Genomic DNA, 25,461 nt, shown 5'->3' with positions numbered 1-25,461 from the left:
CCTCTCAGTTCAGGAACGGCGACAGCCGGTCCTGATAGACGTTGAGCAGCCAGATCAGCGATGCCGAAACGGTGACCGACATCAGACCGAAGCCGACCAGGAGCTGCAGCGGCATGATGACGAAGAAAACCTGCAGCGTCGGCATCAATCGTGCCAGCAATCCCATGCCGACCTGAACGATGAGGCCATAGACCAGGAACGGGGCCGTCATCTGCAGGGCCAGCAGAAAACTGTCTCCGGCGATGCGCGTGAACATGTCGGCCATGTCGCCGAGATTGGGCATTTCGCCGACCGGAAAGACGCCATAGGTCCCGACCAAGGCGCGCAGGGTGACGTGATCGAGTCCGGTCGCGAAGATCAGCACCACCGCCGCCGCGACCAGGAAATTGCCCGTGACGGCGCCCTGCTGCGCCGTTGTCGGGTCATTGGTGAAGGCATTGGCGATGCCGATCTGGAGAGCGATCACCATGCCGGCAGCGAGGGCCGCCATCAGCAACACCCGGCAGATCAGCCCGAAGAACACGCCGATCGTAACCTCGCCAAGGACCAACAGGCCGAGTGCCGTCGGATGGGTCGGTGTCGGCGGCACACTGTCGCGCAGCATGGGAAAGAGGACCAGCGTGAAGAACAGCGCGAAGACCAGACGAGCCCGGACCGCCACATAGCCTTCGCCGAAGCCAGGCAGGAACGCGATGGCGCCGCCGACCCGCGCGAAAACCAGGAAATACTGGAAGACCGAGGCGGTCAGGAATTCGGTGATCGACATCGCCGCCCGTTCAGCCGGTAACCCGCGCCATCAGTTCCTCGGCGAAATCGACCAGGGTATGCAGCATGAATGGCGCGAACAGCAGCAGCGAGACGAAGACCACCAGGATCTTCGGCACGAAGGTGAGCGTCGCTTCCTGGATCTGGGTCAGTGCCTGGAACAGCGATATGATGAGGCCGACCACCAGCGCCACCAGCATGATCGGCGTGGCGATCTTCAGCAGCGTAATGACCGACTGCCGGGTGATCTCGAGAAGTGCCGCCTCATCCATGACACGCGTTCCGCGCTTGCCCGCGCCGGCACCGGTCGCCGTCGCCTCAAAAATTCACTATAGCATCAACCGCGGACGGAACGACATCCGGCGCGATCATATGGGCATGCGCAGGATTTCCTGATAGGCGGAAATCACCCGGTCGCGTACCGCCGTGACCGCCTGGAGCGTCACCTCGGCGGCAGACACCGCGCTCACCACGTCGGTCACATTGGCGTCGCCCGCCGTCGCCTTCATGGCCTGCTGCTCGTCGGCCTTGCCGGTCGCGATCGCCTTGTCCTTGACGCTCTGCAGCAACTCGCCGAAGCTGACGCCGATTTCCTCGCGCGGCTCCATGCCGCGAACGCCCATCGATTTTGCCGCCGCGTTGTAGGCGCTGACGGCATTGCCGGCGGTAATCGGATCAGCCATGGCTTATCGGCTCCTTGTAGCTTTCTGGGCCGCTTTCCGGCGCGCGCATCAGCGCAGAATGTCGATGGCGCGCGACAGCATTGCGCGCGACGTCTCGATGACCTTCAGATTGGCTTCGTAGGAGCGCTGCGCCTCGCGCATGTCGGTCATCTCGACCAGCGAATTCACGTTGGGATAGCTGACATAACCCTGGTCATCCGCGGCCGGATGGCCCGGCTCGTAGCGGCGGCGGAATTCGCTGGGATCGGTGCCGACCTTGGAGACCTTGACCACGTCCGCCTGCAGGCCGCGGTCGAGGTAGTTCTTGAAGGCGATCACCTTGCGGCGATAGGGATCCTGGCCCGGGGTTTCGCCCACGGATTCGGCGTTGGCGATGTTCTCGGCGATGACGCGCAGGCGCTGGCCCTGGGCGCGCATGCCTGATGCCGAGATAAACATCGAATCGAAAAACTCCATGGCTCGCTCCCATGGCGGCCGAACGCGGCCGCTGCCAGATCACACCCCGGAAGTACCCGGGTCAAACATTGCGGCCGATCGCCGATTTGAACATATCGATATGCTTGCGGTAGAGATTGACCATCATGTTGTAAGTCACCTGCGTCTCGGAGAGCTTCATCATCTGCTCCTCGATCACCACCGCATTCTCCTCGCGCGCCTGCTCATAGAACTTCTTTGATTTTCTGGCGTCGAAACCACCCGCCGGCGGCACGGTGCCGGTGAGATGGCGCTCGCTGGTGCGGCGCGGCTCCACCGGCTCGAGCCGGCGCATCTCGGCGTCGAAATCGAGCGGCACGACATCCTTCGGGCGATAGCCGGGGGTATCGGCATTGGCAATGTTCTGCGACAATACGCGGGTGCGCTCGCCCAGCCAGGCCATGCGCTGCGAAATCCGCTCGAACAACGGGATGTTGCTGATATCCATCCGCTTCGCTCCATTCATGCCGATCGGGCCCAGCCGGGTCGGAACCGCCCGCCGGCCATTACGGCATCAGGGCCCGATTGTCGGGGCCACGTCTTAACATCCAGTTAAATTGTCTAAAATGCTATGAAAAATCTCGACAAATTCTCCGGAAGCCGGGTCTGCGGCAGAACATATTGATTTTCCATCATATTTAGCGCACCCGTTAAGACCTCGTTAAGCTCGCCGACCCATAGTATAAGGCTTCGGCAAGGCTCGGGCGTCGGCCCGGGCGATTCGATGGGGAGAGCCGGATGGCCCGCCACAGCGACGAGGACGAGATTGGCCCACGGCGTCCGCGCTGGCCACAACCCAGGGAGCGCGTCCCGCTGGCCGTGGCGCTCGACCAGAAGCCCCGGCCGGATGCGGCGGCGAATCCCCGACCCGGCGCGCCGCGCGTGGTCGCGACCGGCCGCGGTGCGGTGGCCGAGCAGATCCTCGCCATCGCCTTCGCCCAGGGCGTCCCGGTGCGCGAAGACCCGGATCTGGTTGAATTGCTGGCCACTCTCGAACTCGATGCCGAAGTGCCGATCGACGCCATCGCCGCGGTCGCCGAGATCCTGAGTTATGTCTATCGCGCCAACCGCGCCGCCGCCGGCGATTCCGCGCGGGATGACGGCCCGCCGCGGGGAGCCGGGCTGTGAGCACGCCCGCCGGCCATAAGCACGACGATCTCCCGGCCGCCATCGCCGATCTGGCCGGGCTGATCGCTGCCGCGCGCCAGGCCACGGAAGCCGGCGAGTTGGTCGAACTGGACATCGTTGCCATGCGAATCGCCGTGTTATGCGATGCCGTCGGTGGCCTGGACCCATCCATCGCGCGGCCACTGCGCCCTGCCCTCGGCGCCGTCATGCAGGAACTGGACGCCCTCGACTTCGCGCTGCGGCGACGCAATGTCGATCTGTCGCTGGATATGGCCGAAGCCGAACGCCGCCTGCGCGCCCAGGCGGTCTATGGTGCCAAGCCTGACAAGAAATAAATCGCTGCCTGCCAATAAGGCCTGCCAACAAGGACCGAGACAGCCCGCCATGGATTCCGAATATCTGCGTTTCATACTGGCGCTCGTCCTGGTCCTCGGCCTCATCCTGCTGCTCGCCTGGGTGCTGCGCCGGTTCGGCGCGGGCGGTCTGGTCAGACCCGGCGGCCGGCGTCGCCTCCATGTCGTCGAGAGCGCCATGGCGGGCCCGCGCCACCGCCTGATGCTGGTGCGACGCGACGACACCGAGCATCTCATCCTCATGGGACCGAATGGCGACCTCGTGGTGGAACGCGGCATTCGCAATGGCGGCGTCGCCGCGTCCCTGAGTTTCGGCGACGAGCTTGGCCGCCACAGGAGCGAGGGCCCGACCTTGCGGGCAGAACGGCCGGACAATTTGCCGCCGAAAGGGGGCGATGTCTGATGCCCCTCGTGCAGCGATCGCTCCTCGCCGCCCTGTCACTGGCCGCGCTGGCGGCGCTCCTGACTGCGCCAGCCCTGGCCCAGAGCTTCACCTTCGACCTCGGCGACGATCCGGGCGGCGGAACGACCGGCCGCATCATCCAACTCGTCGCGCTGATCACCGTGCTTTCGGTGGCACCCGGCATCCTCATCACGGTGACCAGCTTCACCCGCATCGTCGTCGTTCTGTCGCTGCTGCGCGCGGCACTCGGCGCCCAGCAGACGCCGCCCAACATGGTGCTGGTCAGCCTTGCCCTGTTCCTGACCAGCTTCGTCATGGCGCCCACCTTCCAGAGGGCCTATGAGGACGGCATCGCGCCGCTGATCGCCGAGGAGATCACCGAGGAGCAGGCCTTTGCCGCGGCCACCGCCCCGTTCCACACCTTCATGCTGAGTCAGGTGCGCGAAAAGGACCTCACCCTGTTCATGGACATCGCCGATATCGACGAGGTGGCGACGCCGGCCGACACGCCCTTTCAGGTGCTGATCCCGGCCTTCATGATCTCGGAATTGCGGCGTGCCTTCGAAATCGGCTTTCTGGTCTTTCTGCCGTTCCTGATCATCGACATGGTGGTAGCCTCGGTCCTCATGTCGATGGGCATGATGATGCTGCCGCCGGTGATGATCGCCCTGCCCTTCAAGCTGATCTTCTTCGTCATGGTAGACGGCTGGTATCTTGTCGCCGGCAGCCTGGTGCGGAGCTTCAGCCTCGGCGGATAGCGCCGCCGCGCCATCGCATCGCGGCGCGCGCGTTACTGGGTCTGCTTCACAAGTCCAGCTTCACAAGTCCAGCGTCACAGGGCCGGTTCACCCGGTGCGCTGAGGGAGGACGCGCGCAGTCTGGCACGGTAATCCTCGACGAAGGCGCCCAGCTGGTCCACGCTTTCCATCGCCGCTGTAATGCTGTCGGCCAGATTGGTGCGCGGCGAGGTCAGCGTGGCGAAGGCGGTGGCATAGGGTCCCTTGGCCATCTGCTGGCCGTGCAGCCGGGCGAGGCGCCGCAGGCCGGCGCGGTCGTTGGCAAGCGAAAGCGCCGTCGCCTGGTTGAGAATGAGCGGCGCCAGCACTTCGTTGAACGAATTGTCACGCTGCGCTGCGATCGCCTCGGCATCGCCGGGATCGGTCAGCGCAGTGGCGGGATCATCGGCCAAATCCTCGGCCGTCGGTTCACTGGGCAGGGCCAGCCGCAGCCGCGCCGCCTCGGCGCGAACCAGGTCATCCAGCGCCACCGCCGCCGCCGGCCATTCGCGCAGCCGCCATTGCAGATCCGCCTTCAGCCACAGCCCGTCGAGACTGCTGTCGTCGCGCACGAGGGCAAGGCCGCGCAGCGTATCGCCGGTCTCGAACAGCGCGCGCGCCTGAAGGCGGCGGCGTTCGCGCATTAGTTCCGGCGGCATATCCGGCATCTCGCTCTCTTGGATCGCGACCAGCGCCTGGCCGGGCTGTCCGTTGAGCAGCGAGACCGCCGCCCAGCGCGTGCCGGCACGCGCCTTGTCGAGGCCGGAGAGGCGCTTGGTCACCTGATTCTCCAGCAGACGTGCGGCGTTGTCGAGCAAGTCAACCTTCACCAGCCGGTCGGCCAGCGCGGTGATCATGCGGTCCCCCTCGCTTCCGCTCGGGGTGAGTTCGCGGAACTCGTCATAGAGAGCGACCGCAGTCAGCGGCGGCAGCCGGTCGGCCCGATTGCCGAGATAGAGATCGTGGAACGCCTGGGACATTGCATCGGTGGCCGATTTGGCGCCCGGGTTGGTGGGGAAATTCGTCGCCGCCTGGCGCAGCGTGGTGAGGCCGCGCCGCGGCTGGTCGGAGGCGAGATAGAGCTGCCCCAGGCGATTGAGCAAGTCGAACTCGAAATCATCACCACGCCAGACGAAACGCAGCGCCTCGAGATTGGCCGCAGCCGCGCGCGCGTCGATGGCACCGTCTTCAAGCAGCATCTCGGTGAGGTCGAATTGCGAGCGGGCGCGCACTTCCGGCACCGGGCTTTGCGCCAGGCCCTGCCAGACCTCGGCCGCCTTGTCCCTCGCCCCCAGACGCAATTGCTGGCGCCCGCTGAGATAGTCGTGATAGGCGCGCTCTTCCGAATTGGGAGAATCGAGGCGCATGCCGTCGAGGAAGGTCTGCGCGGTGAGCGGGTCGCCCGCGACGATCAGCGCCTCGGCGCCGGCACGGCGCAGGGTCATGCGCGCCGGCTTGGGATAGTCGTCGAGTTTCGGCAGCACCGCCTTGAAGGCATCGGCGGCAGCCGGCCAGTCGCGGGCGCGCGCCGCCAGATAGCCGCGGAACAGACGGGCCTCGGGAATAGCGGCCAGACGCTGGTCCGACAGGGTTTCGGCCGCATCCTGGTCGCGGCCCATAAGGGCCAGTGCCGCGCCGCGCAATGTCTGCGCCAGTGGATCGCCGCCGAGCGGCGTTCCACGCAGTTGATCGAGTGCCTCGACCGCTTCGGCATTGCGGCCATGGGCAAACCGGAATTGTGCCAGCGCCAGGTTGGCGGCCGGCTTCTGCGAAGGCGGCGCGGCCTCGACCGCCGCCCGCAGTGCCGCATCGTCCGCGGCATAGGTTGCCTCCCCGCCGCGCCGCCAGGCCGGCAGATCGAACAGACCCGCGACTTCTCCCGCTGGCGCCACGGCCTCGACCGGCGCCGCAGCCGGGGAAGTCGCATCCTGCGGGACCACCGCCTCGCCGGGCGGGGCTGTGGTTTCGTCCAGGGGTGGTGGCGCCGTCTCGGCCATCAAGGGCGGTGACATGTCACCCACCGTCGTGACGACAACGCCGTTGGGCAGCGATTCCACCCGCGCGCGGTCGCTGACCGGGATCACCGCCACGCCCTGGAAGCTGCCAAGAACCCGGAAATCCGGCCAGTCGGCGCCGGTGGCCAGGCCGAGCCCCGGCTCCAGGACCGGGATCACCGCGAGGCGATCGCCGCCTTCCGGATCCACCAGAGCAATGGCGGCCCCCGGCTCCGGCACCTGGAACAGCAGCGAGGTGCCGCCATTGCCCAGGGTCTCGCGGCGCTGGCCAAGCTCGGTCGCCGGTCGCAGATTGCGCCCCGGGCCAAGGCTGATCTGCCAGCTGCGTCCGTCGCCGATGATGTCGGCGCCCATATTGGCGCCGCCCAGCCGACCGGTCGCTGGCAGGCGCAAGACGGTGCCATAGGGCGTATCGATGCGCGCCAATCCGGTGAGGATCGGCGCAGCACGCACCAGGGCCGCTGGATCGACCTCTCCGGGCCGGGCAAAGACCAGCCAGAAGGCGTCGCCTCGGCGAAAGGCGGCAAGTGCCGTCGCTTGCGGGAAGGCGAAACGCAGCACGGCGCCATTGTCGGCAGGGACCGCACTGGCGCTGATGGCAACCGGCGCCGGTGGCGCGGCGGCTGGGGTCGCTGCCGGTTCCTTGGTGATTACGACGGGCGTCACGATCTGCGGCACCGGCGCCTGAGCAACCGGTGGCGCGGCGCCATCCCCTGCGCCATCGCCCACCGGCGGCGCCGATTGCAGGTCGGGCTGCAGCGGGTCGCCGCCGAGGGTCGCCAGCCCGGCCGGTGGTGTGGGCTGCTGTGCCGGCACCTCGGCCTGTGCGGGCGGCGTCTCGGCCTGCGCCGGCGGCGTCCCGGCCTGCGCCGGCGGCGGCTCGCCCGGCGAGGCCATGACCGGTGCCGCCGGCTGTGCTACGGCGCCGGCCGGTGCGGTCGCCACCAGGTCCGGCGCCGATACGGACGGTGCCGTTGCAGGTGGGGGCGCACCGTCCTTGAGGTCGAGTACAATGGTATCGCCGTTGCGGAAGCTGATTGCCGTCACATTGTCCGGCACGCGCAGGGCAAGGACCTGCTTGCCGGCCGCATCCCGCCGCAGCACGGCTTCGGCAAGTCGCTTCGGCTGGCGGCGCTGCAACGCCGCCAGGTCGATATCGGCCACCCCGTCAAAGACCAGTTCGACCGCGCGTCCATCCTGGCTGATGGAAAAATCCACCCCCGGCCAATCGATCGCCAGGCGCGAATAGCCGTCATGCTCGCCGGTCCGGACGCGCACGGCAGGCGCGCCGGCGGGCGGTGTTTCAGCTGCCGCCGTGGTTTCTGGCGGTAACGGAGACGGCACCGCAGGAGGAAGCTCTGCCGTTGCCGGGGCCGGGGCGGCCGGTATTGCGGCGCTGTTGTTCTCGTTCGCGAATACGGCCTCGCCGGGCTGGCCGACATCAAGCGTGATGCGATTGCCCTCGGTTCTGGCGCGATAGGTCACGGGCTTTTTCAGCCCGAGCAGAAGGGAACGGCTGTCGCCGGAAAGTGTCGCGTCGCGAAAATAGGCTTTTAGATTGGCGCGCAGGGCCGCCGTGTCGATGCGCACCGGCCGGTCGAATCGCAGAACCATCTGGTTCGGCTGCAACTCGATCGCCATGGCCGGTGGGGCCACACTCCCCCAATCCATTACCAGGCGGCCGAAATCGTCGCGCAACTCGCCGCGAACCGAAGCGGCGTCCTGGGCGAAAGCACTGGCCGTGCAGAAGAAGAAGGTCACCGCCAGCAACTGGCACAAGGCGAACCGCAACAGGGCAAGCGGCATGGTACGCATCGCGCAGGGGCGCATGGTCAGGGCGCCGGCGCGGCGCCGACCGGAGCCAGGATCGGCGTCGTATTGTCCAGCAGCACCACTTCGACCCCGCCGCCATCCAGACCGGAACCATTCTGGCCCGAGGTTTCCTGGCCGGAATTCCCCTGGCCGGCTAGCCGCGGCGCAACCTGGCCACGCGCCAGCACCGGACCGTTGACGCCGGATGTCTCGAGGCCGCTGGCAACGAAATAGGCGAGGCGCAAGGCGGTCCGCCAGGCATTCCCCGCGGCATCGGCCGGCGCAAAACCGTCGACCACGATCTGGTTCGGCAATGTCTGCAGGGCGCCGCCCAGGGCATGTACCAGCGAATCAGCCCCGCCGGGCGCTCCGGCGGCAAGGTCCGCGGCCAAGCGATCGGCTGAAATCGTCAGGACGATTCGATCGCCCATGCTGCGCAGCGGCAGGTCCTTCAGCAACGGCTCCGACTCCAGTTTGGTCTTGAACACGGAGAGAAGATAATCCGGATCGCGCGCCTGTTCCACCTGTGCCCGCTCCAGCGAACGTTCGCTTTCCAGCGGATCGGGAACTTCGATCACCTGGGGGACCGGATCGCGGCCGAGGATCTGTTGCCATTCCTCGCGTTCCAGGCTGGACATCGCGAACAACATCACAAAAAAGACCAGCATCAGCGAGACGAGATCGGCAAAGGTGATCAGCCAGGGCGGTGTGCGGCCCTCGTCGACCTTGGGATAGACGGCCTTCAGGAAGTCCCGGTCCAGCTTCATGGAAGCGACTCGCCCGGCGTCGGCCGCAGCCGGATCATCAGCGCCATCCAGTCGGGACTGCCCGGGCCCAGCGCCACGAGGATGCCGGGCTCGGCCGGCCGCTCGCCCGCCAGGGTGGCGGCAAGGTTGGCCGCCCGGTCGAGCGTCAGCGGCCCCGGCGGATCGCCCTGCAGGCGGATCTCGAGTTCATATTCCCAGCCCGCCGGGCGCAAGGCGATCGCGCGCATGACCTCGTCCATCAGGCTGCGGCGGGCCGGCAGAACATCGGCCGTGTCCGCCGCAAAGAACAGGTCGACCGGCAACGAGAGGGCCATTTCATGCGCGCCGATCTGGCGCGCGTTGCGGTCAAGCGGGACCAATCCCTGGAACAGCACCCGCACATTCTCCAGCACGTCGCGCGCCTCAGGTTGCAGGGCACCGCCCTGTGGCCCGTCGACCACCGCGGCCTGCTGCCCGGCGAACTTGCGCTGCACGCTTTCGGTCACGGCGCGCGCCTTGTCTGCATCGAAACTAGCCTTCGAGGTGAGAATGATGAAGAAGGCCAGTACCAGCAGCATGATGGAGAGGAACGGCATCAGGCTGGGATCGCGCCGGGGTGGCGCAGGCAGGGGCCCCAGCAGCGACGGTGGCAGCGCGGGCGCCCTGGTGCCCTGACGCCCGACTGCCACGCGATCGGTGCCTCCATTGGAATCCGCCCGCGGCGGCGCAGCCATGACAGCCCCTCCTTCCGGCGCGCTCACCCTGAGGCGGTGACGCCGCCGTCAGGAGCGCTTAATCGAAACTGGCCAGCAAGGCGTCGATCTCGGCCTGCTTGGACGCATCATCCGGCAATTGCGGCCCGTTGAGAAGATCGGCATCGGTCGGCTTGGCCGGCTTTTGCTCCGGTTCTTCCGCCGCTTCGGGATGGGTCGCCTTGTATTTTGCGATCTCGTCCCCGAAGGCCGCGACCAGAGCCTCGACCTTCTCCTCGATATGCTTCAGCGTCCGCACGACCTTGGTAATGCGCTGGCCGGTGATGTCCTGGAAATTACAGGCTTCATAGACCTGAGTCACGGCCTCCGTTACCTTGTCGCCCTGTTCCGGCGGCAATTCGCCGGCCAGTGTCTCCAGCGTTTCCATTGCCGCCAGGATCGAATTGGTCGCCTCTTCGGTGGCGCCAACAATGGCATCGAGCTCGTCGGTGGCCTTGGGCAGGTGCTGCGCCGTAATTTCGTCCGGGCGCAGGGCGGCGATCTCGGATTTTGCCGCGAGGATATAGCGAGAGAGGGATTCCAGCTCGGCATAGAGCTTGAGATTGTCTTCCGACAGATCGCCTTCCATTTCCGCCAGCAGGGTGGATACGACTTCGGCGATTTCGGCTCGGCTCACAGTCTGCATGCGACCCTGCAATTCACTCAGGCGACCGATCAGCTCGGCGGGCACGGTTGCGGTCATGTTGGCGGCCCTTTCGATCGATTGGCGCGCGGCCCTCGGCGTCAGAAATTGCCCAGAACGGTAACCAGCTTGGTCTTCAGCGTGGCGGCGTTGAACGGCTTCACGATGTAGTTGTTGACGCCGGCTTCCTTGGCCGCGATGACGTTCTCGGTCTTGCTTTCGGCCGTGATCATGATGAACGGCATGTTCTTCAGCTTGGCGTCCGCGCGCACCTCGCGCAGCAGCTGGATTCCGGTCATCGGCTCCATGTTCCAGTCCGAGATGACGAGGCCGTATTCCTTGTCACGCAGCTTTTGCAGGGCGGCGGAACCGTCCGTCGCCTCGTCGACATTGTTGAAGCCCAATTGCTTGAGCAAATTCCGAATGATCCGCAGCATCGTCTTGTAGTCGTCGACGATGAGAACATTCATGTTGAGATCGACCGCCATTCTTACCCTCTCGCTCATCCGCGTCAGTCTCGCCCCCGGCACAGCGGGATTCCAGGCGAGCGACAACTCGTAACCGGCTCAAATCTGGGACAAATAGGTTAAGTCGGGGTTAAGCCGACCGGACATAAAGGTTAATTTTTCACCCCTCGCTCAAATACATCCGGCAAAACCTCACCCGGCCGGACATATCAGGGCCGCGCCGACTGGCGAACGGCACCGTGACGGGGAAACCCGTCAGGGGGCGAAAGGCAGGGTATCCTTCTCGGCGAGTTCAAGGGTCAGTTCCTTGACCTTGGTGGGCGAAACCAGGGCCAGGATCGGCGCCGCCCGGCTGGTCTTCATCCGGCTCACCAGGTCCTTGAGCAGGTCCATGTCCATCTCCTCGAACACCTGGGCGGCATCCTTCGGCTTCATCTTCTCGTAGGTCTGGACGAGAGTCTGCAGCGTCGCCTCCTCCTGTTCGGACCGTTTCGCCAGGAGGTCTTCGACGATCGTCTGCAAAGCGCGGAGTTCGGCCATTTTCTGTTCCATGCGCTGCTCCGCCGCGGCAACGATCGCCTCGCGCTCGTCGAGTTGCCGCGCCCGCACTTCCAGTTCCTCGCGTCGCTTGGCCAGTTGCTGCAGCACCTCGACTTCCTCGTCAGTGAAATCGAGCGGATCCGGCGTCGGCGCCGCGGGAGCCGCCCCGGCCTCCGCCGTGGGCTCACCGCCATCGGTTGCCGCCTCCTGGGTCTCGCCGGGAACCGCCTCCGCCGGCGCTGGTACAGTGCCGTTTCCGGCCGTATTTTCTTCCTGGGCCTGGCCTTCCTGGGGCTGACCTTCCTGGGGCTGGCCCTCCTGGGCCTGCAATTCGCCGCCGATGCCAAGGGTGACGTCCTGCCACATGTCGCCCACCCGGATTGAGATCACCAGGCCAAGCATCAACGCCAGCAACGGCAGCAGGCGCGGACCGCGCTGCGGCGCCGGGCGAGCGGCCTCGTTCTGCGGCTGACTGGATGTAGATGTGGTCATGTTGCCTTCCTAGCGAATGCGGCCCAGTGCCGACAGCAGGGCACGGGTCTGCGGATCGTCGGTCAAGCCCCCGGCCGGGTTTTCGGCGGCGGCCTTGGCCTCGGTCCCGCCACCCCGCGGCGTGGTGGCTCCGGCGGCGAGCGGGCGCGCCGCGCCGATTGCCGCTTCCAGCCGGCCTGCGGCGGCTTCGGCACGGTTGATCAGCATCCTGAGATCGTCGGCGCTGTGCTGCAACTCGCCGACGACGCCCTGGCCGCGCTCGATATGGTGAGTGAGATCGCGGCCAATTCCCTCGCTGCTCTGGCGCAACTCGGCGACGCCGCGCTGGGCGTCGGCAGTCGCCTTGGCAAAATCCGCGATCAATCCCTCGAAGGCGGCACGATCCTTGCGCAGTTCCGCCAGCCGGCGCGACAGGCGCACCACATGCAACAGCGTCGCCACGAGGAGGACGATCAGCACCGCGTCGGCAATGAAGCCCCAATTCAGCATGGCAGGCCTATTTGATCAGTCGGTCCTGGATCTTGACCGCGATATGCTGGCCCTTGCGACCCATCTGGCCGCGGAAGAGTTGCACATCGCCGCAGCGCAATTCGACGAGCGAATCAGGCGTCACCTCGAGGTCGAGCCGGCTGCCCGGCTTCCAGTTGAGGACGTCGTTGAGCGACACCTGGACCTCGTCCAGCACGGCATTGATATTGACCTCGGTCTGCCAGAGCTCGCCGGAGAGATGCGTCTCCCAGATCGAATCGCGGCCGAACTTCTCGCCCATGAACATCTGCAGCAGCAATTCGCGGACCGGCTCCAGCGTCGCATACGGCAACATCAGTTCGAGCCGTCCGCCGCGATCCTCCATGTCGACCCGCAGCCGCGCCAGGATGGCGGCGTTGGCCGGCCGCGCAATGGCGGCAAAGCGCGGATTGGTTTCCAGCCGCTCGAAGCGGAAGGTGACCGGCGAGATCACATCGAAAGTGGCGGTGAGGTCGTTGAGAACGACGCTGATCAGGCGCTCGACCAGGTTGCGCTCGATCGTGGTATAGGGCCGGCCCTCGATGCGCATCGCTGCCGTGCCGCGACGGCCGCCCAGCAGCACGTCGACGATCGAGTAGGTGAGCGAGGAATCGACCATCAGCAGGCCGTAATTGTCCCATTCCTCGGCCTTGAAGACGCCCATCATGGCTGGCAGCGGAATCGAATTCAGATAGTCGCCGAAGCGGATCGCCGTGATGTTGTCGAGGCTGACCTCGACATTGTCGGTCGTGAAGTTGCGCAGGCTGGTCGAAAGCATGCGCACCAGGCGATCAAAGATGATCTCCAGCATCGGCAGGCGCTCGTAGGAAACGAGCGCGCTGTTGAGCATTGCCTGGATGCCGGACTGCTTCTCTTCGCCGGCATCCCCTTTGGAAATGCCGAGCAGGCTGTCGATCTCGTCCTGGTCGAGGACGCGGTTGGACATCGGTCCGGCAGCGGCCGGTTCCTCCGCGGCGGCTTCGTCGCCCATCGCCTCCCAGGCGGCGGCAGCGGCCTTCTCTTCCTCGGACATTTCCTCTTCGGGGTCGTCGATCATCACTGCGCCTTATCAAACTCCCGGGGGTCAAACTCCCGGGGTCAAACTTCCGGTGGCAAAAATCCGGGCTCGAAAATCGGGGCAACCATCGCCGTACGACGCTCGGTGCCGGCCCTTCCGCCGGCTATTGCTGAACCAGGATCTGCTTGAACAGAATGTCTTTTACCCTAGCAGGTTTTGCGGCGTCTTTCACCCGCAGCATGAGTTCATCGCGCAGGCGCTTCATGCCCTCGGCACCCTGGAGGTCCTCGGGACGCAGCGAACGCAGATAGGTTTGAATCTCGTTCTCCACCCGGGGCTGTACGCCTTCGAAGACCGGCTGATCCTCAGGGTTGCCCAATTCAAGCACCAGGGTCGTGCGCAGGAACGCTCCCTTCTTGCCGTTCGAAATCAGGTTGGCGGTCATTTCCGGCAATTCGACAAAGATTGGCGGCGCGCCAGGATCAGCGGCATGTTCTTCCTCGGCCGCCTCCTCGCCATCTGCCACCGCCTTCTCCGGCTCCTCCGAGCCCAGCAGCAGGAATGCCGCCGCGCCGCCGCCGGCCAGCAGCAGCAGCGGCAGGACAATGAACAGCACCAGTTTCTTGCCGCTCATCTTCTTCTTGGTTGCTTGCGGCTCGCTTGCGCCTTCTGCCTCAGCCATGAATCATCCAATTCCCTGTTCGATCCTCGCGCCACCCAATGCGCAAAGCGTGCCAGAGGCAAAAAAGGCGCCCCCAGTTAACCGCTTCGCATACCCTGCGACCGGAGGGACAATAGGTCGGGATGGTTAACATCCCATAAAACACCCGCGATGCAACCCTGCACTTCATGCCCGGCAGTCACCGCATGGCGACCCGGCACAATCTGCGCGACCAGCGTCCGCGTATCATTTAACTTATTGTAAATAATCAATTATTTTTTGTGGCACGCAAGGTGCATGACGATGTCCGACCGGCCGCAGAGCCGGATTGAACCGACCCCATCGAGGGCACCGTCATGGAAACACCGACCTATATCGCGCTGTCCCGGCAGCTCGGTCTGGTAAGGAATATGGAAGTCGTGGCCAACAATCTGGCCAACGCCAATACCAACGGCTTCAAGGCCGAGGGAATGGTGTTCAGCGAGTACCTGATCCCCGCCGAGCGACCGGTCGAATTGTCCTATGTGCAGGATCTCGCCACCTGGCGGGATCAACGCGAAGGCGAATTGCAGCCGACCGGCAATGATCTCGACCTTGCCATCCAGGGCGAGGGCTGGTTCGTCGTCCAGGGCCCCGAAGGGCCGATCTATACCCGGAACGGCCGCTTCCAGCTGAACGCCGCCGGCGAAGTGGTGAACCAGGCCGGCTATCCGGTCCTGGCCGGGGGCGCCCCCGTCATCGTCAACCCGGAGGATGGCCCGCTCAACGTTTCCGCCGACGGCATGCTCTCGGCCGACGTCACCCAGGGCGGCAATGTGCCGGTCATCTATGGGCAGCTCGACGTCGTCACCTTCGCCGACGACCAGTTGCTCAAGCCGGTTGGCGCCAGCGGCTTCACCAGCGAGCAGCCGGCCCAGCCGGCGGTCGCCAACACGTTCAAGGTCCAGCAGCGCATGCTGGAAGGCTCGAACGTGCGCACGATCCTGGAGATGACCAGCATGATCCAGGTGCAGCGCTCCTATCAATCCATCCAGCGTTTCCTTGAAGGCGAGCACGACCGCATGCGCCGGGCCGTCAACTACATCATTCCCAGCTCATAAGAGCCGCGACCCGAGAACGGGAGAGAAAGATGCGATCCTTGACCACCGCCGCCACCGGCATGATGGCCCAGCAGCTCAACGTCGACGTCATCGCGCACAATATCGCGAACGTGACGACGACCGGCTTCAAGCGCAGCCGCACCGAATTCGCGGACCTGTTGTACCAGGACCTGCGCCGCGTCGGCACGCAATCCTCCGATACCGCCACGATCGTACCGGCCGGCGTACGCGTCGGCGTCGGCGTGAAGCCGATCGCCATCTACCGCATCACCGAGCAGGGCTCGCTCATCCCGACCAACAATCCGCTCGACGTCGCCATCAAGGGGCGCGGCTATTTCCAGGTAACGCTGCCGGACGGCACCACGGCCTATACCCGCGACGGTGCCCTGCGCCTTTCCAATGACGGCACCATCGTGACGGCGGACGGGTTCGCCCTCATTCCCAACATCGTGGTACCCGACAACGCCACCGGCATCAGCATCAACGCGAACGGCCAGGTCGAGGTGACCATCCCGGGCCAGATTGCGCCGACCCTGCTGGGCCAGTTGCAGCTCGCCACCTTCATCAACGAGGCCGGCATGGAACAGTCCGGCGACAACCTGCTGCTGGAGACCGAGGCCTCCGGCGGGCCGGTGGTCGGCAATCCCGGCGCCATCGGATTCGGCACGCTGCAGCAGAACTTCCTCGAGCAGTCGAACGTCAACATGGTGAGCGAGATGACCGATCTCATCACCGCGCAGCGCGCCTATGAAATCAACTCCAAGGTGATCCAGGCATCGGACGACATGATGCAGACCACCACCAACATCCGCTGAGGAGTGGCACCATGATCCGCCGTCCCCCCTCGCGCCGACTCGCCTATCTGATGGCCAGTTCCCTGCTGGCTGGTTTCGCCGCCGATGCCGCACGCGCCCAGGAAACCGCGTCAGCCGACGTCTTCGGCTATGAATGGCAGGAATCCAGCCCGCTGACCCTGCGCAGCAGCATCATGGTCGACGACGACGTCGTCCGGCTGGGCGATCTGTTCATGGAAACCCTGTCGCTGGGCGACACACCGGTGGCACGGGCGCCGGCGCCGGGCCAGACCATCTCGCTCGATGCGCGCTTCCTGCGCCAGGTGGCGCGGGCCTACCGGCTGGACTGGGAACCGGAAACGAGGCTCGAACGCGTCCTGGTCGGCCGTCTCAGCCATCATATCGCCGCGCCCGAGATCACCGCCGCCGTGGCGGAAGCATTGCGCGATCGCGGCGGCCATGCCGGCGGCCTGGACGTAATGTTCGACGGCGGCGAGTTCGAATTCGTGCTGCCGACCAATGTTGCGGCCGATATCGGCATCCGGAACCTGCAATACGATCCGGCCAGCCGGCGCTTTGCCGCCATGCTGGTGGTGCCGGCCGAGGGCCCGACCGCGCTGCAACGGTCGGTCACCGGCTGGGCGTATGAGACCGTCGAGATTCCCGTTCTCAATCGCGCCCTGCCCGCCGGCACCACCGTGCAGCAGGGCGATCTCGACTGGCTGTCGGTCCGGGCGGAGCGCCTGGTCGGCAATGTGGTGACGGATGCGCGCCAGTTGATCGGCATGAGCACGCGGCGCCCGCTGCGCTCGAACCAGATCCTGCGCGCCAGCGATCTGGTGATGACGCCGGCGGTACGCAAGAACAGCCTGGTGACGCTGGCCCTGCAGAGCGGGGCGATGAGCCTGTCCCTGACCGGGAAGGTATTGGAGGACGCGGCAATCGGCCAGCCGGTGCGGGTCCTCAACGTCAAGAGCAAGAAGGAACTGGTCGGCGTGGTGCGCGACGCGGGAACGATCGAAATCCCGCTGGTCGGCCATTTGACCCTGAACTGAGGAAAGGAAGCCGCGATGAACCGACATAGCATCGCCTCGCACGGGCGGAAGGCCGGGCTCCTCGCCCTTGCCCTCGCGCTGCCGCTGGCCGGCTGCGGCAATTTGATCGACCGGGTGTCCGAGATCGGCAAGGAGCCGAGCATGGACCCGATCGAGAACCCGACGCAGCAGGTCGGCTACCAGCCGGTCAGCCTGCCGATGCCGGCTCCGATGCAGGACATTCGGCAGCCGGCCTCGCTCTGGCGCCAGGGCAGCCGCGCCTTTTTCAAGGACCAGCGCGCCGGCAAGGTCGGCGATATCCTCACCGTGGTGATCGAGATCCAGGACCAGGCGACGCTGAGCAACGGCACGACGCAGGAGCGCGACGGCAGCAACAGCGCCGGCCTCGACAATCTGCTGGGCTACGAGCAATTGCTGAGCGACCTGTTCCCGGACGGTATCGATGCCGGCAACCTGGTCAATTCCGACAGCGAGTCGAGCACCAGCGGCACCGGCTCCGTCAACCGCTCCGAGGCCATTCGCCTGCGCGTCGCCGCGGTCATCACCCAGGTCCTGCCCAATGGCAACATGGTGCTGCAGGGTACGCAGCAGGTGCGCGTGAACTACGAATTGCGCGCACTGACCGTAGGCGGCGTGATCCGCCCGGAGGACATCAACAACGTCAACGAGATCAACTATGACAAGATCGCCGAGGCGCGCATCGCCTATGGCGGCAAGGGAACACTGTCGGACATCCAGCAGCCACGCTATGGCCAGCAGGTCTACGACATCTTCTTTCCGTTCTGAGACCAGCAGCTAAGGGGCGCCAGGAACCAGCTTCATCTCGAGGCCAAGAACTGCCGCGACGGTCCGGGCTGGGACCGACGACGGACGACCGTTTCATGACGGCAACTCGCGCCCTTCCACCCATCCGGTGGAAGGGCACTTTTTTTGCCGCTCTGCTAGACTGGTGTGATGACCGACCTCGCCGCCGCCGCCTTGGCCAATCCGATCAACCGCGCCATCCTGACCCGCCTGCCGATGCTGGGAATCGGGGATGCCTGGCTGGTTGCCGGCGCCGTCTATCAATCCTATTGGAATGCGTTGGGCGGCCGACCGCCTACCTCGGGCATCAAGGATTACGATATCTTCTACTTCGACGATCGCGACCTTTCATATGCGGCCGAGGACGCCGTGGTGAAACGCGCGGCGCTGGTCTTCGCCGATCTCGACGCCATCATCGATGTCAAGAATCAGGCGCGTGTGCATCTGTGGTATCATGATCGTTTTGGCGCCGAGTGGCCGCCGGTCGCCTCGGCGCGCGCGGCCATCGGGCGGTTTCAGATTCGCTGTACTTGCGTCGGCCTGCAGCCGCTGCCGGACGGCACCCTCGAACTGCACGCACCCTACGGAATCGACGAACTGGAAAGGGGCGTCCTTGCCGCCAATGATGCCTGCCCCGCCAGAAACGGATTCCGGGAGAAGGCGGAGAGCCTTCGCGCGCGCTGGCCCTGGCTCGTCATCCCCGAGACAGGGCGGACATGAAAACGGCGGGCCCTTCGGCCCGCCGTCGCCGGAAATTCCTTGCGATCGACGTCAGTCGTCGCGGTGGGTCCGCTCCATGCGCTCGTGACGCTCCTGGGCTTCCAGCGACAATGTCGCGATCGGCCGGGCCTCCAGGCGCTTCAGCGAGATAGGCTCGCCGGTTTCCTCGCAATAACCATAGGTACCGTCCTCGATGCGGCCGAGGGCCTCGTCGATCTTCTGGATCAGCTTGCGTTCGCGGTCGCGGGTACGCAATTCGAGCGAGCGGTCGGTTTCGAGCGAGGCCCGGTCGGCAAGATCCGGCTCGGACAGGCTTTCTTCCTGCAGATGGCTCAGCGTTTCGCCCGATTCCCGCAGCAACTCGCCCTTCCAGGCCAGCAGCTTCTGGCGGAAGTACTCGAGCTGGACTGGATTCATAAAGGGTTCTTTGTCGGTAGGACGGTAATCTGGCGACAGCAAAGGCTTCATGCGTGGTCTCGACTGATCGTTGCCACTCCGCCGCGCCCGCCCGCCCAATAACTCAATCACTTGGCCGGATTCGGCAGGGCGAATTTGGCGCGGAGTATAGGCAAAAGGGCGCCACCCGCAAGCGCGATTTACGCCTTGGGCTACATTCCAACCCATTGAAAAAATTAAATTCTCGTGACGGGCCGCAGAACTTTGTCAGCTTCTCAGCGGCTCAGCTTGGCCAATTCGACCGCCGCTCGCAATTCGATATCATCCAGGATCGCCGTCAGCCGGGGATCATCCACCTGCTCGCGGCGGGCCCTGACCATCTGCGCCAGCTGCTCCAATTTGTCCCGCGGCACCATGCCGAGCAGCAGACCCAGTCGGATCTCCTCAAGATAGTCGAGCATCTTGAAACCACGCTCGCGCGCCCGCTGCCGTGCCCGGCCCTGGGTGGAATCCGGCGTTTCCTGCACCGCCAGAACAACCGACAGGGAACTGACGCTGAGGCTGCTCGAAACCTGCTGGCCCTGAGCGGCATGGCTGTCGCCGAGGGCACGGGCAAATTCCGTCCCGGAACCGGGCGCGGTGGCCTGGCCGACCCGCCGACCGGCTGCCACTGGCTTTGGAGCAATGGGATCAATCTTGATCGGCACGCTGGTTCATCCGCTGGGTTCGATCATGGCAGCCCACATATAATACCACCCGGCGCTAATGAAAGATTAAACAGAATTAATCCCTTGATGCATGGCGGCAATGCAAGGTTCACGACGGCATTTTTTGCCCGCCAGGTTCGCAATGCGGCGACAAGCTGCCGCCGGCCGGCCGCCTTCTGCCCCACCCAATACATTGATTTTATTTATTCTTATATCCTGTGGCGACTGGCACGGAACTCGCATCCCTGGATTGCCAAGGATAACCACGCCTAAACAGGCAGATGCCGGTCATGTTCAAAGCGACAGCAAATTCCGGATTCCTCCCCCGTCTCGGCCGTCATTGCCGGCGCGGGGCGCGGCTTGCCCTCGCCCTGGTTACGGCGCTGACCCTGTTGCGCCCGGATGGCGCCCTGGCCCTGTCGCGCATCAAGGATATTGCCGAGTTCGAGGGGGTCCGCGAAAACCAGCTGGTGGGCTATGGCCTGGTAGTCGGACTGGACGGGACCGGCGACGACGTCAAGAAGAAGGCGCCGTTCACCCGTGAGAGCCTGATCGGCATGCTGGAGCGCCTGGGTGTCAAGGTGAACCAGGCCAATGCCGATCTCGAGCCGAAGAATGTCGCGGCCGTCATGGTAACCGCCACCCTGCCGCCCTTCGCGCGCCAGGGCAGCGAGATCGACATCACGGTCTCGTCGCTGGGCGATGCCACCAGCCTGCAGGGCGGCACGCTGCTGGCGACGCCGATGCTGGGTGCCGATGGCGAAATCTACGCCGTGGGCCAGGGCCAGATCACCATCGGCGGCTTCAAGGCGCAGGGCGATGCCGAAACGGTGGTGCGCGGCGTTCCGACGTCCGGTCGCATCACCCGAGGCGGCATCGTCGAACGCGAAGTGCCGTTCGCCCTGGCCCAGCTGCAATCGATCCGGATCGCGCTGCGCAATCCCGACTTCACCACGTCGCGCCGCGTCGCCGAAGCGATCAACGATTTCATTGGCAGCGGCACCGCCTACGCCACCGATCCCGGCACGGTGCAGCTAAACCTTGCCAATTACGGCGGCGACCCAGCCGCCCTGCTGACCGATATCGAGCAATTGCCGGTGGTGCCCGACCAGCAGGCGCGGGTCGTGATCGACGAGAATACCGGTGTCGTTGTGATCGGCCAGAATGTCCGCATCAGCAAGGTGGCGATCGCACAGGGCAACCTCACGATCCGCATCACCGAGACGCCGCAGGTCTCGCAGCCCTCGCCCTTCTCCAATACCGGCGTGACCACGGTCGTGCCGCGCACGAATATCGATGTCGAAGAAGACCCGGACCGAAAGCTGGCCATCCTCGAGGACAGCGTCACCCTCGAGGAACTGGTCGCCGGTCTCAATTCGCTCGGCGTCGGGCCGCGCGATCTCATCTCGATCCTGCAATCGATCAAGACAGCCGGCGCGATGCAAGCCGACATCACGGTGCAATGATGAGCGAGATCAACCTGCCCAGCCATCTGGTCCCCAATCTGGTCGGCAGCCCAAAGCCGCCGGCGCCGCAGGCAGGCGACCGCAATGCCGGCGAAATCCGCAAGCTGGCAGAGGATTTCGAGGCCTTCTTCGCCGGCCTGGTGTTCGACGAGATGACCGCCGGGCTGGAGCCGGATCCGCTGACCGGCGGCGGTATCGGCGAGGATATGTTCCGGTCGCTGCTCAACCAGGAATTCGGCAAGAGCGTCGCGCGCAACGGCTCGCTCGGCATCGCCGACGTCGTGCAGCGCCAGTTGCTTCAGCTTCAGGAGATTGGTTCATGAACAAGTCAACCCGGGTGACCGAACTGCTGGCCATTACCTCCCAGCTGATCGGCTGCATGGAACGTGAGCTTGAGTTGCTGCGCAGCCTGAAGCCGACCGAGCTTAAGCAACTGCAACTGGACAAGGTGGCGCTGGCCGATGCCTATCAGGCATTCACCATGGCGCTAAAGGAGCCGGGCGAGGACCTGGCCTCGGTCAATCAGGCGCTGCGCGATGAACTGACCGAAGCGACCGAGCGATTCCAGGGCGCCGTGCAGGACAATCTGCGCGCCCTCAAGGCGATGCGGGACGTCAACGAGCGCGTGATGCGTGCCGTGGTGCAGGCGCTGGAGGAAAAGCGCGCGGCGGTCACCGGCTACAACGCCCGCGGCTCGGTGACCAAGTCGCGTCGTCAGCCAGCTTCCTGCCCGGTCGCCGTTCAGCAGCGGGCATAAAAAAACCGGCATCAAGCCGGCCGCCCCGCGCAATCACGTCGACAGCGTCAGATCGTAATGTCCACCCGGCCACCGCCTGCTCCACCACCCGGCAAGGCAGGGGCACTGGGTGACGCCGCGGCAACGCCGCCGGCAGCCGGTGCCGCGGGAACGCTGCCGGACGCCGGCGTGGAGCCGACCGATGCCAGCGCGACAGCGCCCTCTCCATCCGCCGTGGTCGCCTCGGCCGTCCGGGATCCGCCCGTCTCGGCCTGGTTGGCACCCTGCGCCAGCTGGCGAGACGCGCGCTCGCTCTGGGCATAGCGCTCAAGATAGTAATCGGTGGGGAATTGCTGGACGACTTCGCCCGTCTGCGGCTCCTGGCGCAACAGCACGATCTTGCCAAAATCCTGGCGGTAGGAGAATTCGAAGCTGTTGTAGCGGAAGGATTGGAGCAGATTGGCCGGCGTCTCGGCCGGTTGGGCGGACAAAACCTCGGCCCCACTGTCCACCGCCGCCGACGGCAAGACAGCATCGGCCGCCGCGACCCGCGCGAACCCGCCCGACCCTGTGTCAATTGCCGCCGCAGCGTTTACCATTCAGCAACATTCCTCGCCTAGGTATATGGCCGGAAGTCTCCACATCGACCATTCCGGTCATCGATCCAGGCATCACCACAAAACCAGATCGATACCACGCACAGGGGCGGTTGGCAGGGCCCACTTGGCGCAGCTTAAAGTTACCCAGATTCCAGCATAGGTATTGCCGTCAAAAAATTCAATAGGCGTCGATGCCTATTCCTTTTTGCTCACCTCTGGATATGACGGCCCCATATTCGGTTAGCCCTGGCCGTTCACCTTTCAGGTAAAGCCAAGGCGCGTCGCCGGCCGGCGCCATCCCGACCATCGCCCCACGCCGCCGCCGCCGGCAGGTGCCGCCACTGCCACAAAACTGCAGAAAATGCCGGTCAAACCCGGCGGAAGATGCCGCGCCGCGCAGACTCTGCAGCCCGCCGCACGAGCCAAAAATTCATTTTTTTTGTTTTAAATCAATAATTTATGAGTTGGCACGCGCCCTGCATTAGTGCTTCCGAGACGTGGCGATATCGCCGCCTGGGCGGTCAAAAAGGCCGCCTGCGTCGCAAACACATTCGGGAGAACCCAGATGGCGACCAACGACATTCAATTGACGGCGGGTATCCGCAGCAACCTGCTTCTGCTGCAGCAGACGACATCGCTGCTCGATCGCACGCAGCAGCGCCTGGCGACCGGCAACAAGATCAACTCTGCGCTGGACGGCCCGGTCGCCTTCTTTGCCGCCAAGGGCCTCAACCGCCGCGCCGATGATCTTTCCATCCTGAAGGATTCGATCGACCAGTCGATCTCGACGATCAAGGCCGCCGATACCGGCATGACCAAGATCGAGAGTTTGCTCGAACAGGCGAGCGGCCTCATCACCACCGCCTATCAGAATCTCGGCAGCGATTCGAATTCGGTCGAGCTGCGCAAATCCCTGGCCGAGCAGTACAACACGCTGCTGCGCCAGATCGACAAACTGGCCGAGGATTCGCAGTACCAGGGCAAGAACCTGCTGCTCGGCTCCGGTATCCGGCTCGACGCGACCTCGTCCTCCAAATCGGCGACCAACGCGCTGCCCGGCGTCACCGCGTCGCGCGTGACGAATGTCACCAAGGCGGACGACTACGTCATCGACATCAGCGGCAACGGCGCCATTTCCGCGAATGCCAGCGACATCGCCAATGCCGAGCGCGACCGCGGCATCACCAACCTGCGCGTCTCCGGCTTCCAGAGCAAGACGTCCGGCAATTTTGACCCCGTGGTCGTCCGCTATACCGGCGGCGTGGGCAAGGACAAGACGTTCACGGTCACCGAAGGCGGCGTTTCCGTCACCAAGACCTTCACCACGGAACAGTGGGACATCGCCAAGGCGACCGGCAAGCTGCTGAACTTCGACCACCAGTTTGCCAGCGGCACCCACATCAATTTCGACATCGATTTCGACCTGATCGACGATGTGCCGGACACCAACGGTCTTGGCACGTCGATTATCGAGAAGTTCGTCGACCTCGGCGTCAGTGTCGCCAATTTCAACGGCGTCGGGCAGAACATCACCCGCTCGGCCGACAACCTGCTCGGCCAGGAGAAGCTCGCCAACGGCGAGAACAGCTGGAATTTCGACACCGGCACGCCGCGCCTGACCATCGACGAACGCACCATCCTGCAATCCGCGGCCTACAGCGCCGCGGTGGGCGAGGCCTATGGCCGGGCCGCGTCGGCCATCGTCGGCACGCCGTCGATCGCGACGACGGGCATCTCCAACGATTATACCTACACCGTCGCCGCCACCGCCGACCCGGCCGATTTCGACTTCATCTCCGGACGGTTCAACACCTATACGGTGGCGGCCACCGGACCGTTCTCGACCGCCGCATTGTCGATCAGCGCCGATGGCCTCGCGACCTTCAGCTCCATCGCGGATAACGGCACCAGCGTCGAGATCAACCTGTTGCGGGCCGGGCTCAACGGCGTCACCGTGGCATCGGCCTCGGATGCAACCCAGGCCGACGCGACCGAGCAGGTCCTCGGCGGCGCAATCTCCGCCGGCAATGTGGGCCTGACCAGCATCACCGGCCTCGGCGACAACCTTGCCCACAAGATCACCATCTCGCTGAAGACGGATGCCTCGGCCTCGACCTTCGTGCTTGACGACGGCTATGGCGGCAAGGCGACGGTGACGGGCACCCTCGATTCCGCCCAGGTCTTGAGCTTCGTCATCGAGGGCGGCGTCAACAGCGGTGCCGTGGTGCAGATCACGATCGGCGGCACGTCACTGCGTGAGGATGCCGAGGCGACGCTGACCTACAACGCCATCGGTGCCTTCACCGCCCCCGACGACCTGCGCTTTGACGTGCGGGCGGCCCAGGCCGGCATCACCTCGACCCTGAACACGATCCAGGTGACGGACGGCACCGACCAGAACAACCTGACCGTCCAGCTGAACGAGACCAACACCAATCAGCTGACCGTGGTCAGCCGCAACGTCAGGACCGATGGTCAGGGTCTGGCTGTCGACTTCTCGCAGAACGAGTGGCGCGACCGGGCCGACATCGACAACGCCAAGGCGATGCTGGATGCCGCCAAGATCAGGCTGCGATCCACCGCCTCGGCACTCAACAACAACCTGGATGTCATCACCACGCGTCTCGAATACACCAAGGAGTTCACCGACGTGCTGGCCGAGGGCGCCAACAAGTTGGTCCAGGCCGACCAGAACGAGGAAGGCGCCAACATGCTGCAGCTGCAGACCAGGCAGCAGCTCGGCACCATCTCGCTCAGCCTCGCCAACCAGGCGCAGCAGGCCATTCTGCGCCTGTTCTAGGCCGTCGCGGGTTACCTGCGACGCGCCCAGCAGCCGGCCCGGTGATTCG

The 25,461-nt window shown here is 65.0% G+C and carries 30 protein-coding genes; 13 read left to right on the top strand and 17 right to left on the bottom strand.

Going from position 1 to position 25,461, the window contains the following annotated elements; translation table 11 throughout:
* Window positions 1–4: 4 nt before the first annotated feature.
* The 5 genes from A8950_RS04695 to A8950_RS04675 form a co-directional block, all read right to left on the bottom strand.
* Window positions 5–766, bottom strand: coding sequence for a flagellar biosynthetic protein FliR (locus tag A8950_RS04695; RefSeq protein WP_133612428.1), 762 nt, complete (start codon window positions 764–766; stop codon window positions 5–7).
* Between the two features lie 10 nt (window positions 767–776).
* Window positions 777–1,037, bottom strand: coding sequence for a flagellar biosynthesis protein FliQ (gene fliQ, locus A8950_RS04690; RefSeq protein WP_133612427.1), 261 nt, complete (start codon window positions 1,035–1,037; stop codon window positions 777–779).
* Window positions 1,038–1,133: 96 nt separating this feature from the next.
* Window positions 1,134–1,448: a flagellar hook-basal body complex protein FliE gene (gene fliE, locus A8950_RS04685; RefSeq protein WP_133612426.1), complete on the bottom strand. Its 315-nt coding sequence runs from the start codon at window positions 1,446–1,448 to the stop codon at window positions 1,134–1,136.
* 48 nt (window positions 1,449–1,496) lie between these two features.
* A complete protein-coding gene (flgC, locus tag A8950_RS04680) occupies window positions 1,497–1,904 on the bottom strand; it encodes a flagellar basal body rod protein FlgC (protein ID WP_133612425.1) in 408 nt (135 codons plus the stop codon).
* 61 nt (window positions 1,905–1,965) lie between these two features.
* Entirely contained in the window at window positions 1,966–2,370 is a 405-nt protein-coding gene (locus tag A8950_RS04675; RefSeq protein ID WP_166644999.1) for a flagellar basal body rod protein FlgB, read from the bottom strand.
* 290 nt (window positions 2,371–2,660) lie between these two features.
* Between A8950_RS04675 and A8950_RS04670 the strand changes: the two genes are divergently transcribed.
* Genes A8950_RS04670 through fliP form a run of 4 tightly spaced genes read left to right on the top strand, consistent with a single transcriptional unit; the run spans window position 2,661 to window position 4,564 of the window.
* On the top strand, window positions 2,661–3,050 hold the full coding sequence (locus tag A8950_RS04670) for an EscU/YscU/HrcU family type III secretion system export apparatus switch protein (protein WP_133612423.1): 390 nt from the start codon (window positions 2,661–2,663) through the stop codon (window positions 3,048–3,050).
* Window positions 3,047–3,385: a hypothetical protein gene (locus A8950_RS04665; RefSeq protein ID WP_133612422.1), complete on the top strand. Its 339-nt coding sequence runs from the start codon at window positions 3,047–3,049 to the stop codon at window positions 3,383–3,385. The genes A8950_RS04670 and A8950_RS04665 overlap by 4 nt, the downstream gene beginning before the upstream one ends.
* 49 nt (window positions 3,386–3,434) lie before the next feature.
* Entirely contained in the window at window positions 3,435–3,806 is a 372-nt protein-coding gene (locus A8950_RS04660) for a flagellar biosynthetic protein FliO (RefSeq protein WP_133612421.1), read from the top strand.
* Window positions 3,806–4,564: a flagellar type III secretion system pore protein FliP gene (gene fliP / locus A8950_RS04655; protein WP_133612420.1), complete on the top strand. Its 759-nt coding sequence runs from the start codon at window positions 3,806–3,808 to the stop codon at window positions 4,562–4,564. The genes A8950_RS04660 and fliP overlap by 1 nt, the downstream gene beginning before the upstream one ends.
* 74 nt (window positions 4,565–4,638) lie before the next feature.
* On the opposite strand, the gene A8950_RS04650 is transcribed toward fliP, so the two are convergent.
* From A8950_RS04650 to A8950_RS04610, 9 genes are all read right to left on the bottom strand, one after another.
* Window positions 4,639–8,403: a hypothetical protein gene (locus tag A8950_RS04650; protein ID WP_133612419.1), complete on the bottom strand. Its 3,765-nt coding sequence runs from the start codon at window positions 8,401–8,403 to the stop codon at window positions 4,639–4,641.
* 26 nt (window positions 8,404–8,429) lie between these two features.
* Complete coding sequence (locus tag A8950_RS04645) at window positions 8,430–9,176, bottom strand: flagellar motor protein MotB (RefSeq protein ID WP_133612418.1); 747 nt, start codon at window positions 9,174–9,176, stop codon at window positions 8,430–8,432.
* Window positions 9,173–9,889, bottom strand: coding sequence for a hypothetical protein (locus A8950_RS04640; protein ID WP_133612417.1), 717 nt, complete (start codon window positions 9,887–9,889; stop codon window positions 9,173–9,175). The genes A8950_RS04645 and A8950_RS04640 overlap by 4 nt, the downstream gene beginning before the upstream one ends.
* A 58-nt stretch (window positions 9,890–9,947) precedes the next feature.
* On the bottom strand, window positions 9,948–10,610 hold the full coding sequence (locus A8950_RS04635) for a protein phosphatase CheZ (RefSeq protein WP_133612416.1): 663 nt from the start codon (window positions 10,608–10,610) through the stop codon (window positions 9,948–9,950).
* Window positions 10,611–10,651: 41 nt separating this feature from the next.
* The gene (locus tag A8950_RS04630; protein ID WP_133612415.1) at window positions 10,652–11,038 is read right to left on the bottom strand and encodes a response regulator; all 387 of its coding nucleotides are present in this window, start codon (window positions 11,036–11,038) and stop codon (window positions 10,652–10,654) included.
* A 234-nt stretch (window positions 11,039–11,272) separates the two neighbouring features.
* Window positions 11,273–12,049: a MotE family protein gene (locus tag A8950_RS04625; protein WP_133612414.1), complete on the bottom strand. Its 777-nt coding sequence runs from the start codon at window positions 12,047–12,049 to the stop codon at window positions 11,273–11,275.
* Between the two features lie 9 nt (window positions 12,050–12,058).
* Window positions 12,059–12,538: a DUF6468 domain-containing protein gene (locus A8950_RS04620; RefSeq protein ID WP_133612413.1), complete on the bottom strand. Its 480-nt coding sequence runs from the start codon at window positions 12,536–12,538 to the stop codon at window positions 12,059–12,061.
* Between the two features lie 7 nt (window positions 12,539–12,545).
* A complete protein-coding gene (gene fliM, locus A8950_RS04615; RefSeq protein ID WP_243735526.1) occupies window positions 12,546–13,613 on the bottom strand; it encodes a flagellar motor switch protein FliM in 1,068 nt (355 codons plus the stop codon).
* A 124-nt stretch (window positions 13,614–13,737) separates the two neighbouring features.
* Window positions 13,738–14,256 (bottom strand): flagellar basal body-associated FliL family protein, encoded by a 519-nt coding sequence (locus tag A8950_RS04610; RefSeq protein ID WP_133612412.1) that lies wholly within the window; start codon window positions 14,254–14,256, stop codon window positions 13,738–13,740.
* Between the two features lie 335 nt (window positions 14,257–14,591).
* Here A8950_RS04610 and flgF point away from each other — a divergent pair, with 335 nt between their 5' ends.
* The 5 genes from flgF (at window position 14,592) to A8950_RS04585 (ending at window position 18,708) form a co-directional block, all read left to right on the top strand.
* On the top strand, window positions 14,592–15,335 hold the full coding sequence (gene flgF / locus A8950_RS04605; protein ID WP_133612411.1) for a flagellar basal-body rod protein FlgF: 744 nt from the start codon (window positions 14,592–14,594) through the stop codon (window positions 15,333–15,335).
* A gap of 29 nt (window positions 15,336–15,364) precedes the next feature.
* Complete coding sequence (gene flgG, locus A8950_RS04600) at window positions 15,365–16,150, top strand: flagellar basal-body rod protein FlgG (RefSeq protein ID WP_133612410.1); 786 nt, start codon at window positions 15,365–15,367, stop codon at window positions 16,148–16,150.
* A gap of 11 nt (window positions 16,151–16,161) precedes the next feature.
* Window positions 16,162–17,184, top strand: a complete 1,023-nt coding sequence (flgA, locus tag A8950_RS04595) for a flagellar basal body P-ring formation chaperone FlgA (protein ID WP_133612409.1) — start codon at window positions 16,162–16,164, stop codon at window positions 17,182–17,184.
* 15 nt (window positions 17,185–17,199) lie between these two features.
* Window positions 17,200–17,970, top strand: a complete 771-nt coding sequence (gene flgH, locus A8950_RS04590; protein WP_133612408.1) for a flagellar basal body L-ring protein FlgH — start codon at window positions 17,200–17,202, stop codon at window positions 17,968–17,970.
* Window positions 17,971–18,138: 168 nt separating this feature from the next.
* Window positions 18,139–18,708, top strand: coding sequence for a nucleotidyltransferase family protein (locus A8950_RS04585; protein ID WP_133612407.1), 570 nt, complete (start codon window positions 18,139–18,141; stop codon window positions 18,706–18,708).
* Between the two features lie 51 nt (window positions 18,709–18,759).
* Here the strand turns inward: A8950_RS04585 and dksA are convergent, their stop codons facing one another.
* Together dksA and A8950_RS04575 are read right to left on the bottom strand one after the other, a co-directional pair.
* Window positions 18,760–19,176: an RNA polymerase-binding protein DksA gene (dksA, locus tag A8950_RS04580; RefSeq protein ID WP_133612406.1), complete on the bottom strand. Its 417-nt coding sequence runs from the start codon at window positions 19,174–19,176 to the stop codon at window positions 18,760–18,762.
* A gap of 203 nt (window positions 19,177–19,379) precedes the next feature.
* A complete protein-coding gene (locus A8950_RS04575) occupies window positions 19,380–19,811 on the bottom strand; it encodes a flagellar assembly protein FliX (RefSeq protein ID WP_133612405.1) in 432 nt (143 codons plus the stop codon).
* Window positions 19,812–20,101: 290 nt separating this feature from the next.
* On the opposite strand from A8950_RS04575, the gene A8950_RS04570 reads away from it, so the two are divergent.
* Genes A8950_RS04570 through A8950_RS04560 form a run of 3 tightly spaced genes read left to right on the top strand, consistent with a single transcriptional unit; the run spans window position 20,102 to window position 22,034 of the window.
* A complete protein-coding gene (locus A8950_RS04570) occupies window positions 20,102–21,277 on the top strand; it encodes a flagellar basal body P-ring protein FlgI (protein WP_133612404.1) in 1,176 nt (391 codons plus the stop codon).
* Entirely contained in the window at window positions 21,277–21,600 is a 324-nt protein-coding gene (locus A8950_RS04565) for a rod-binding protein (RefSeq protein WP_166644998.1), read from the top strand. The genes A8950_RS04570 and A8950_RS04565 overlap by 1 nt, the downstream gene beginning before the upstream one ends.
* A complete protein-coding gene (locus tag A8950_RS04560) occupies window positions 21,597–22,034 on the top strand; it encodes a hypothetical protein (protein ID WP_133612402.1) in 438 nt (145 codons plus the stop codon). The genes A8950_RS04565 and A8950_RS04560 overlap by 4 nt, the downstream gene beginning before the upstream one ends.
* 47 nt (window positions 22,035–22,081) lie before the next feature.
* Here the strand turns inward: A8950_RS04560 and A8950_RS04555 are convergent, their stop codons facing one another.
* Complete coding sequence (locus tag A8950_RS04555) at window positions 22,082–22,504, bottom strand: hypothetical protein (RefSeq protein WP_133612401.1); 423 nt, start codon at window positions 22,502–22,504, stop codon at window positions 22,082–22,084.
* A 673-nt stretch (window positions 22,505–23,177) separates the two neighbouring features.
* Between A8950_RS04555 and A8950_RS19930 the strand changes: the two genes are divergently transcribed.
* Complete coding sequence (locus A8950_RS19930) at window positions 23,178–25,412, top strand: flagellin N-terminal helical domain-containing protein (RefSeq protein WP_133612400.1); 2,235 nt, start codon at window positions 23,178–23,180, stop codon at window positions 25,410–25,412.
* Window positions 25,413–25,461 lie beyond the last annotated feature (49 nt).

The sequence above is a fragment of the Dongia mobilis genome, assembly GCF_004363235.1.
Classification (GTDB): Bacteria; Pseudomonadota; Alphaproteobacteria; order Dongiales; family Dongiaceae; genus Dongia; species Dongia mobilis.
Note: the sequence above shows the minus strand (reverse complement) of the source record. Positions and strands in the feature narration are given on the sequence as shown.